Origin of the sequence: Streptomyces bullii (genome assembly GCF_042657145.1) — a bacterium.
In the GTDB taxonomy this organism is placed as follows: Bacteria; Actinomycetota; Actinomycetes; order Streptomycetales; family Streptomycetaceae; genus Streptomyces; species Streptomyces bullii.
This window is the reverse complement of record NZ_JBHSNY010000034.1, coordinates 1-8,967: the sequence shown is the minus strand read 5'-3', so window position 1 is coordinate 8,967 and position 8,967 is coordinate 1. Positions and strand designations below refer to the sequence as shown.

Annotated in this window: 11 protein-coding genes and 1 pseudogene; 11 read left to right on the top strand and 1 reads right to left on the bottom strand. The window is 67.7% G+C overall.

The window, feature by feature from the left end; genetic code table 11:
* The coding region (locus tag ACFPZJ_RS39665; RefSeq protein ID WP_381031936.1) for a transposase at window positions 1-144 on the bottom strand (144 nt) is incomplete at its 3' end.
* Between the two features lie 67 nt (window positions 145-211).
* Here ACFPZJ_RS39665 and ACFPZJ_RS39660 point away from each other — a divergent pair.
* The 11 genes and pseudogenes from ACFPZJ_RS39660 to ACFPZJ_RS39610 form a co-directional block, all read left to right on the top strand.
* Window positions 212-1,030: pseudogene (locus ACFPZJ_RS39660) on the top strand (FtsK/SpoIIIE domain-containing protein); the annotation flags it as partial.
* A 127-nt stretch (window positions 1,031-1,157) separates the two neighbouring features.
* Complete coding sequence (locus ACFPZJ_RS39655) at window positions 1,158-1,652, top strand: hypothetical protein (protein ID WP_381031938.1); 495 nt, start codon at window positions 1,158-1,160, stop codon at window positions 1,650-1,652.
* Window positions 1,653-1,957: 305 nt separating this feature from the next.
* Window positions 1,958-2,377, top strand: coding sequence for a hypothetical protein (locus ACFPZJ_RS39650; RefSeq protein ID WP_381031934.1), 420 nt, complete (start codon window positions 1,958-1,960; stop codon window positions 2,375-2,377).
* A 147-nt stretch (window positions 2,378-2,524) separates the two neighbouring features.
* On the top strand, window positions 2,525-3,073 hold the full coding sequence (locus ACFPZJ_RS39645) for a hypothetical protein (protein ID WP_381031932.1): 549 nt from the start codon (window positions 2,525-2,527) through the stop codon (window positions 3,071-3,073).
* 105 nt (window positions 3,074-3,178) lie between these two features.
* Window positions 3,179-3,595, top strand: coding sequence for a hypothetical protein (locus ACFPZJ_RS39640; RefSeq protein ID WP_381031930.1), 417 nt, complete (start codon window positions 3,179-3,181; stop codon window positions 3,593-3,595).
* A 782-nt stretch (window positions 3,596-4,377) separates the two neighbouring features.
* Window positions 4,378-4,938, top strand: coding sequence for a DUF4352 domain-containing protein (locus tag ACFPZJ_RS39635; protein ID WP_381031928.1), 561 nt, complete (start codon window positions 4,378-4,380; stop codon window positions 4,936-4,938).
* A gap of 163 nt (window positions 4,939-5,101) precedes the next feature.
* The gene (locus ACFPZJ_RS39630) at window positions 5,102-5,842 is read left to right on the top strand and encodes a DUF6879 family protein (RefSeq protein WP_381031926.1); all 741 of its coding nucleotides are present in this window, start codon (window positions 5,102-5,104) and stop codon (window positions 5,840-5,842) included.
* Window positions 5,839-6,687, top strand: coding sequence for a helix-turn-helix domain-containing protein (locus ACFPZJ_RS39625; protein WP_381031924.1), 849 nt, complete (start codon window positions 5,839-5,841; stop codon window positions 6,685-6,687). Before ACFPZJ_RS39630 ends, ACFPZJ_RS39625 begins: the two co-directional genes overlap by 4 nt.
* Before the next feature lie 86 nt (window positions 6,688-6,773).
* A complete protein-coding gene (locus ACFPZJ_RS39620; RefSeq protein ID WP_381031922.1) occupies window positions 6,774-7,241 on the top strand; it encodes a hypothetical protein in 468 nt (155 codons plus the stop codon).
* A gap of 615 nt (window positions 7,242-7,856) precedes the next feature.
* Entirely contained in the window at window positions 7,857-8,165 is a 309-nt protein-coding gene (locus ACFPZJ_RS39615; protein ID WP_381031920.1) for a hypothetical protein, read from the top strand.
* 84 nt (window positions 8,166-8,249) lie between these two features.
* Window positions 8,250-8,651, top strand: a complete 402-nt coding sequence (locus tag ACFPZJ_RS39610) for a hypothetical protein (protein ID WP_381031918.1) — start codon at window positions 8,250-8,252, stop codon at window positions 8,649-8,651.
* Window positions 8,652-8,967 lie beyond the last annotated feature (316 nt).

The window sequence follows — 8,967 nt, the reverse complement described above, 5'->3', positions numbered from 1 at the left end:
GTGCACCCACTGCGTCCCGGTCCGGAACTTGTAGGCGATCGCGTCGATCACCTCACGGTGGTCCCGCCAGCGGCCACCACGCTTCGGCGTCCGGTCCGGGAGCAACGGCTCGATCCGCGCCCACTGCGCATCAGTCAACGGCACACCCGGACCAACGACCGACTGATCCAAACGAAACTGCCTAGTCACCCGCTACGTCGCCATCAACGTCATGCGCCGCCTCGACTCCACCGAGGTCTTCGACGCCCTCGCCGCCATCGGCATCGAGGGCAAGAAGGGCCGCCGCGGCGTCGAGTTCGCCTCCGAGGTCATGCGCGACGGCCCGGGCTGGCGCGCCGAGATCGAACTCCCGCCCGGCGTCGAAGCCACCGCCGTGCTGGAGAAGCGCGCCGCGCTGGCCGCCGCCATGCGCCGCCCCATCTCCACGGTGTGGCCCGAAGCCGACCGCACCGCCCACCCCGGCCGCCTGGTGCTCTGGGTTGCCCAGCGCGACCCCGCCAAGGCCGGGCGGAAGCTGTGGCCGCTCATGAAAGAGGGCCAGGCCGACGTGTACGAGCCGCTGCCGTTCGGACCCGCGCGGCAACCTCGTCGAGTCACCCTCATGTACTCCAACCTGCTCGTTGGAGGTATCCCCGGCTCTGGCAAGACTTCCTGCGCCTTGGCGATCGTCCTCGGCGTCGCCCTCGACCCCACCGCCGAACTGTGGATCTACAAACTGAAGGGTTCCGGCGACCTCGACGCGGTCAAGCCCGTCTGCCACCGGTACGTGTCCGGCGACGAGGACGAAGACCTCGAGGCCGCTCTCGCCGGGATGCGCTCCGGGATCGCCGAGTACCAGCGGCGCGCCGCGTTTGTGCGCTCCCTGCCCGCCAGCGAGGTCCCCGAGGGCCGCAAGGTCACCCGCGCCCTGGCCGAGAAGTACCCCGAGCAGAACCTGGGCCCGCGGGTCATCGTCATCGACGAGGTGCAGGAGCTGTCCACCCACGCCGACTACAAGGACGAGGCCGCAGCCCTCGCCACTCGCCTGATCAAGAAGGCCCGCGCCTACGGCATCATCCTCGTACTGCTCACCCAGAACCCCGACGCCCCGAGCCTGCCCACCTCGGTCTCCAGCAGCGTCGGCACCCGCCTGTGCCTGGCCGCGCGCCAACAACAACGTGCTCGGCACCGGCGCCTACGACCGCGGCCTGCGCGCCACCGACATCTCCGTCGACGAGCAGGGCACCGGCATCCTCGCCCGCGGCCGCGAAGGCATCACCGTCCGCGCAGCGTTCATCAAGCAGACCGAAGCCGAGGACATCGCCAAGCGCGCACTCGCGCTGCGCACGGCCGCCGGCACCCTCTCCGGTCAGTCCATCGGCGCCCAGGTCGAGGAACTGGATGTCGAGACGATCGTCGACCACGTCCGCGCCATCTGGCCCGACGGCGTCGAGGCCGTGCACTCCCACCGTCTCGTCGAGGCCCTCGCCCGGTTCCGGCCCGACCTGTACAAGCCGTGGCTGGAGATGGACGCCGCCGGATCGTCCACGGCCCTCAGTGCCGCGCTGAAGCCCCTCAAGGTCTCCACCCGGCAGCTGACCATCCGGGAGTGCTGCGGTGGCGCCAAGGGCCTCCGCTGGGCTGACATCCCCGTCCCGAAAAACAGCGACTAGGGTCCCGCAGCCGGTTTCGGGAAGGGGCTGTGGTTTCACCCAGCCCCGAAACCGGTTTCGCCCCTGATATCGGCCATGACCTGGGATGTTTCGGATTTCGGGTCCTCTGCTGCGGGCCGGGAAGGCCGCCGACACGGGCCTCGGCACACACCTCGTGTGCGATACCGCTGCCGTGTCATCAGCACGCCCCAACTTGCCGTGCACGCCCAGTCCAGCGGGCGCACGCTGAACTCATGAACGGCAAAGACGCTCCAAAGCGGCAGTGGGGGGCGCAGCCGCCTCCCAGGCCACGCAAGCATCGATCGGTGAGGAGTGTCCTCACCCACACGCTGGCCGTCGTTCTCGGCCTCATCATCGGGGCGGTCATCGGCTCAGCCGCCCCAGATAACCCCGACACGACGAGGAGGCCGCCAGCAGCCACCGAAACAGTGACTGAGACTGCAACTACAGCGGTGCCAGAGGAAGAGGCGTCCGCCGTCGGCGAGATTCCCGGTGATGGGACTTACGTCGTGGGTACGGAGATCGAACCTGGCACGTACCGAACAGGGGGCCCTCAAGACTCGGCCATCCCGAACTGCTACTGGGCGAGACTCAGCGGGACCTCCGGTGAGCCCAACGAAATCATTGCCAACGGCAACACCGCAGGCCCGACAACCGTAACGATCTCCGCCAGCGACAGAGCGTTCCAGACCACAGGGTGCGAGACCTGGAAGAAGACTGGTTGACGGCCCGACTCCACGCATGGCGCCGCACCCACGAGGCTGGTACGCGCTGAGCACGTAGTTCATCTCGTTCGACGCCGGGATGGCGCATGCAGCGACTCGGAGGGGAAATCGGGTGCCGTCGGCGTGCTGCCCTGCGACCATCGGCGCATGAGTGAAGTACCCGCGGCCCCGGAGGAAGTCGGACTCCTTCTCTACCTGGGAACGATGGTCCGTGACGCTGCCCAGATGGAGGTCACGGTCGAAGCCATCACCAGCCACCTTCTTGCCAGCCACAATCTACAGGCCTCCGGCGTTCGCGGCCAGCCGCTATCAGCGCTCGTGCGTAAGTGCCGAGATGTCGCGCGCCAAGTGCCGCGAGTCGATGCCGAGCAGTTGGATTCGCTGGACAAGCTCCTTGACCGGGTCGTCGCCGTCGCCGAACTCCGTAATACCTACGTGCACGGAGGGTGGGCGCAGGACTTCGACGGCTCTTACCTTGCCGTTCGAGGGAAGCGCGGACAGAGTGAACTCGTCTCGCACTCTGTCTCTGGCGAGCAACTCCTAGAGATGATCAAAGAGATTCGAAGCATCTCCGATGGGCTGCTCGAGTGGGTTAGCCGCGACCTCAACCTCATGTACGGCCGAGCCGACGATGAGAGGGTGCGGAGTCCCAGTAGTACGGGCCGCGCCCACTCGGTATCGGCATCCCAAATCTGACCGTCCCTGATTCGGATCAGGCGCGATGCCTTCGGGCGAGCACGCGTTGTCAGCGGTGCCCGGTAGCCTGGCGAGATGTCAGTCAGGGGTGCTTTCACCATAGAAATGTCGGGTGCGTACGAGGCCCGGTCCGCGTTGCTCGAAGCGTTCGCCGAAGCCTCGATTGCGGCCCGGTACATATCCCCGGAGGCGACCGGTCCGGACGAGGAGTCGAAGGGGTGGGTGCGTGCGGAGTTCCACGAAGGCCAGGAGTCCCCGAGTTCCGAGTTCCAGCAGGACTGCCTGAGTCGGGCGACAAAGCTCGGTGAGCAGTTCGGTTACGTGATCCGCAGCTACGGCATCGTGATGGCCAGTGCGGCGCAGCTGAGGCATGTCATCAACAAGCGGACCGGGAAGCTCGTCACCAAGGGATTCAACCTCTCAGAACGGGACCTCGGTTGGCCGGAGCGGCAGTTCGGGGTGCCTGCCGAGTTCCTGGAGCTTCAAGAACCGCCTGGCGTGTGGGACGTCCCCGAGGCCTAGGCCGCCCGGCCGACAAGAGGCGTGCCAAGCGGGTGCCCTCACCGAACGCGCAGTTCAGGCCCAGCCAACCGCATACCCCATGCGGTTAGAGGTTCACGCTCGCAACCTGCCCGGCGACCCATGCGTCGACGGCCGTCCTCGTCAGGCGGATGCGGCACCTCCGTCTCAGCATGCGGGCAGCCATGGCAGTGATTAGCGTGGGAGAAAGGCCGCAGCTAAGCGATTGATCGTGCGGCCAGTGGCCCCAGTCTCCGTCCAAGCAATGAGCTGAGGAGGGGAACATGACTGGCATGACTGGTCGAAGGTTCCAGCGTGTATGGAGAGGCCTAGTTGCCTTCCTCTTCGTGACCGGCCTGACTGTGGTGGTTGCGCCGTCCGCGTCGGCCCATGGCACCTGCTGGTCGGGCATCCGCTACGGAGGAGCGGGGACGGCCCACAACTACGTGGAGTTCCGCGTCACAGCCAGTGCAGTCAACTGGCACGTCCACCGGCAACCATTGGCGATCTTCCCAATTGACCTCTGGAGCTATCCGGACGCTCGCACTGGAATCGCGCAGGCCGGCATTCAGGGCACCGACCAGAACCCGCCATACCCGCCCACTTGGTACAGGATCTGCATCGGATCAGGTTGATACTAGGGCGCACTGCGCTTTTCGGCGGCTCGTTTCTGTTGACTGGCGAGAGCATCACAAATCGTCACGGTTACAACACAGACACAGGTCCCCCCTCAGCATTCCCGCAGCGCGATGATGTCCCCCCAGCACTAACGCCCTGGGGGGACCATGCGCACCCGTACAGCCATCGCAACCGTCATCCTGTTCACCGGCCTTGCCGTCGGATGCTCGGGCGGCTCCGACGATCCGACCGTCGCCAAGGCGACCGACACGCCGCCGGCCAGCCCGACACCGAGCCCCACACCGTCGCCGAGCCAGGAGACGTACAAACTCGGCGACACGGTCGACGTCTCCACGGCCGACGGCAAGTTCACTGCTGCTGCGCTCGCCTACAAGGACAGGGGGATCCCCGATGTGGCGGAGCTGCTCCAGGCGGATCAGAAGTGGGCTGCGCTTGAGGTGAAGGTCTGCAACAAAGACGCCGAAGGCTTTGGGGTGAGCCCGTTCGTGTGGTCGCTTGCCTACGCGGACGGTGCCCGCGTGGAGGCAACGCACATGACGGGTAACGAGTTGCCGCGACCGTTGTATCCGCTGGATGCGAAGGTCAAGGCGGGTGACTGCGTGCGAGGCAATGTCCTGTTCCAGGTGCCGAAGGCTGGCCGCCCGGAGCGGGTGTTGTACAGCCCGGACGTGCTGGACGAGCCGGTCGAGTGGACCGCAGCGAAGTAACCGGAGCCCCAGCGCGGCCGTGACAGGCCGTCTGGGGCTTTCGCCTGCTTGATTGCGCGCAATCCTTGGGTAACGGTGGAGCGGAGCAATCTGCTGCAATCCCAGGGCGCTCCCACGCATCCCTGCGCATCCTGGATCTCCGACCAGCGCAGACGGAGGCGAGATGACGCTCAGGTTCATCGGCACGACCAGCGACGACGGGGACTGCCCCACCCTGTACGAGATCGAGGGCACCGACGAGATCCTCGTCCAGGGCGACCGGGAGACTGACCCTGAGCACCTGGTGCAGCTGCGTGACGTGAAGCCGTCCGAGACGTTCGTACGGGTGCCCCGCAGCCTACTCACCCGCTACGCGCCCAGCACCCCAGCGCCCGAGCTCCAGCCGTTCGCCTCGATCTCCCATCTGTTTCGGGAGTTCCGGCACACCGCGTGGCGGCTGGAGACCCGCCGCGGCTACGCCTCCGACCGCAACTCCCCGCTCTGGCCGAAGTTCCTCGCCGGTGAGGACGTGGCCAGCGAGCCGGCCAACGCGTGGCGGCAGAACGTCCGCATGCAGGTCGGGCAGGGTAAGCGGTTTGAACGCGTCCGCCTGGTCGACGAGCCCCTCACCCAAGGGCAGCAGTTCCTGCTGGCGCGCGCGCCCAGCAACGTCGAGGCCGGCGAGGACATCCGGTACCTCACCCACAGCGCAGCCGAAGCCCTACGGCTACCGGGCTTCGACTTCTGGCTGTTCGATTCGAAGATCCTGGCCCGGTTCGCGTTCGACGAGGACGACACCACCCTCGGCGTGTACGTCACCGAAGACCCCGCCGAGGTGCTGGCCGCCTGCCAGGCCCGGGACGCAGCGTGGCACCACGCAGTGCCTACAACGGAGTTCGCGCAGCGGGTAGCTTCAACCGTGTGACGACCGACTTCCAGACCGCCCGTGAAGCCCTCGGCGCGCGGCTGCGCGAGCTGCGCACTGAGGCCGGTCTGGAAGGCAAGGACATCGCCATCAAGCTGGGCTGGCAGACGTCGAAGGTCTCCCGCCTGCAGAACGGCAAGCAGACCCCAACCCGCGGCGACCTCACCGCATGGGCCAACGCAGTCGGCCGACCGGCCGCCGAGACTGAACTGCACGGCCTGCTCGCCGCGCTGCACATGAAGCAGCGGCACCGGTCCTGGCGTCGGCAGCTCGCCGGCGGTCACCGCGGGCGGCAGGAGATCGCCGTACGCCAGACCGAGAACACGAAGATGATCCGCGGCCTCGAGGTCTCCCGCATCCCGGGCCTGTTCCAGACGCCGGAGTACGCCCGGGTCATCTTCGACAGCAACGCCGAGTTCCGCGGGATTTCCCCGACCACCGATGCCGCTGTCGAGGCGCGCATGCGCCGCCAGGAAGCGCTGTACGACCCCGAGAAGACGTTCCGGTTCCTGGTCTGCGAAGCCGCCCTCTACCACCGCTCGTGCCCCGTCGAGGTGATGGCCGAGCAGCTCGACCGGCTGTACAACCTCGTCGGGCAGCGCCGTATCGAGCTCGGCATCCTGCCGTTCGGGACGCAGCTGCGCCGCACCGCACCGCACGCCTTCTGGATCTACGACCGTCGGTTGGTCATCGTCGAGACGATCAGCGAAGAGCTGTGGCTGACCGGCGACGAGGACATCACCCTGTACGAGCGAGCCTGGGAGTGGCTCGCCGAGGGCGCCGAGTACGGGGCGCCGGCGCGGCGTCTGATCGGCCGTGCACGGGCTTCTCTGGACCTCGCGTAAGCAACCCGCAGCAACCCGCCGGGCGCCTCGCGCAATCCCCCGCAATCGCCGCCCAGGCGCGCAATCGCCCTGCGTAGCTTCAGGGCATGGCCCACCCGATGACGCCACTCGCCCAGCGGCACGATGCCGGGCAGGCGTGGCTCGCCGACTGCTCCCCACGCCCGGACCTCGTACGCGCGCAATGGGAACGCGAGGAGCTTGCTGCCATACCGTCCGGCGGACACTGGCTCGTCGCCGAAACCACGGTCGCTCACGGGCTGCCGGCGCTCGCCCGGATCCGCGAGGACCAGCGAGGCCCCGTGCTGGGCGACGCGATCCAGGACAGGGCCTGGTGGCTGATGCCGCTGGATGCCGCCGAGGAGTTGGCGGATGTCCGCCAGGTGCAGGTCCGGCCGGCGGGCTGGTCTCTGGCGTGCCCACCGCTCGGCGCGTACCGCGAGTCACGGTTCTGGCTGTGGCACCCCGACGGATCCGGCCACCTCACCGACCCTGCCGTACTCGCCGCCGCGTTCGGGCCGGGCGGGTATGTACGTCCTACGGAGGCACGCCCGTGAGAACGAAGACTATGGAAGACGCCCCGGCTCTTGGACTGCCGCCCCAGCCTCCGACACCACCGGCTGACTGCGGTGTCTGCCAAGCGCTGGCCCGGCAGCGGGCACGAGCCGCCCGAGCCGGTGACCTGTCGCGGGTGTCCGACTGCAACGTAGAGATCCGGAACCACCACCGGCCGCGCCCCGAAAAGGGACGACGGTGAGCACCCGCCGGCAGTGGCGAGACGGAAGCGGCGGCGCCGGCCACCTACAGCGCGTGGCCGCCAACAGCACGTTCACCAAGACGCAGAAGGCCTACCAGGCGTGGCTCAACGACGCCACGACATGCGGAGACTGCACGCCTGGCGAGGGCCGCTGCACCGTCGCGAACGACCTGTGGAGGCGTACAGAAACGCCTCCCAGTAGGCCTCGCTACCGGCGCGCGGCGGCGCCGGTGGTGGGAGAGCGGTCGCCCCTGCGACCCCGTCGGGGCGACCGCCGTAAAGACGCCCGCCCGTCCTCTGCACCCCCGTCCCCTCGGGGACGTGAGGGCGGGCGGGTGACGCCTTCCTGCGAACTTCGTACGGCGTGGCTACGGGTCGGCAGGATGCTCGCCCACACCGCACACCCAGGGGGACCATGCGACTCCGTTCCGCCGCCGCTGCGGCCCTGCTCGCCGCCACGCTGACCGCCTGCCTACCGGGCAGCGACGACAAAGCCGAGGCCCCAGCGCCATCCAGCGCGCCGGCCGACGACCCGCGGGACGACTGCCTCGCCGACCTCGTCAAGGCGTACCCGAGCCTCGACGCTGACTCGCCGATGCTGGAGCAGGTCGACACCTGCGCGAGCCTCGACGACCTGGCCAAGAGCAGCGTGCTGGAGACACTGAACGAGTACGACGACGCGCTGCGGCACGGGGTCGATGCGGCGGCGACCGAAGAGCCGTAGACACGACGCGTCGACACGCTAGATCATCGGTTGTCTCAAACAAGCCAGGAGGCAGCACTGTCCACGCGCCCCATCCTCACCCTCGTGACGGCCACGGCAGTCACCGTCGCTGCTTCACTCGCCCTCGGTATGGCTGTCTCCACACGCGCTGGCCTTACCGCCCTGACCGCGATGGGCGGCACTCTCGCGTGCCTCGGTCTGCTGTGGGGCGCGGGCAACCTCCGCAGTGAGCACCGGACGCTCAGCGAGAATCTCCAGAAAATCCGCGACATCACGTTCTCCGACCTGGACCGCAACGAGCAGGAGCGGCAGCGCGAAGCCGTCATGCCGCCCTCATCGACCAGCCTCGACGCCCTGTATTTGCGCGAGACGGTGCGGATGTACGTCGTGCAGCAGGCGTACGACAACCTTGGGGTGCCAGCAGGGCTCGCGGTGCTCGGTCTGCTGGCTGGCACTACAGGCGGCATATGGTCGCTGTGGCTGTAAGCAGGGGCTCAGATCAGTCGCCGGACTGCTTCTCATGCCGGTGAGTACCGCGGGCCAGCTCTTGCAGGATTTCGTGCTCGAGCTTCCCAGTCGCGCGGGCCAATGTCCGCAGCAGCGCTGCGCACAGGGCCGCCGTGCCGTCCATCAGGGTCTCAGCCGCCGCAGGGTCTTCCCGTCGTCGCTCTGCTAACGAGCTCGTGCATGGTAGGCGTTGAGACGTCGAGTTCTCGATCGTCGATCATGGTCGTGTGGTGGGGAACGTGTCTCGTGCAGCGATCATCAACGACCGGAGGATCACGGGCCTGTCAGCTGAGGT

Excerpts from the sequence above, each read along its gene's own strand:
- ACFPZJ_RS39630 (WP_381031926.1), top strand. The coding sequence starts at position 5,102 with ATGACGCTCAGGTTCATCGGCACGACCAGCGACGACGGGGACTGCCCC.
- ACFPZJ_RS39645 (WP_381031932.1), top strand. The coding sequence starts at position 2,525 with ATGAGTGAAGTACCCGCGGCCCCGGAGGAAGTCGGACTCCTTCTCTAC.
- ACFPZJ_RS39640 (WP_381031930.1), top strand. The coding sequence starts at position 3,179 with ATGTCGGGTGCGTACGAGGCCCGGTCCGCGTTGCTCGAAGCGTTCGCC.
- ACFPZJ_RS39615 (WP_381031920.1), top strand. The coding sequence starts at position 7,857 with ATGCGACTCCGTTCCGCCGCCGCTGCGGCCCTGCTCGCCGCCACGCTG.
- ACFPZJ_RS39620 (WP_381031922.1), top strand. The coding sequence starts at position 6,774 with ATGGCCCACCCGATGACGCCACTCGCCCAGCGGCACGATGCCGGGCAG.
- ACFPZJ_RS39635 (WP_381031928.1), top strand. The coding sequence starts at position 4,378 with ATGCGCACCCGTACAGCCATCGCAACCGTCATCCTGTTCACCGGCCTT.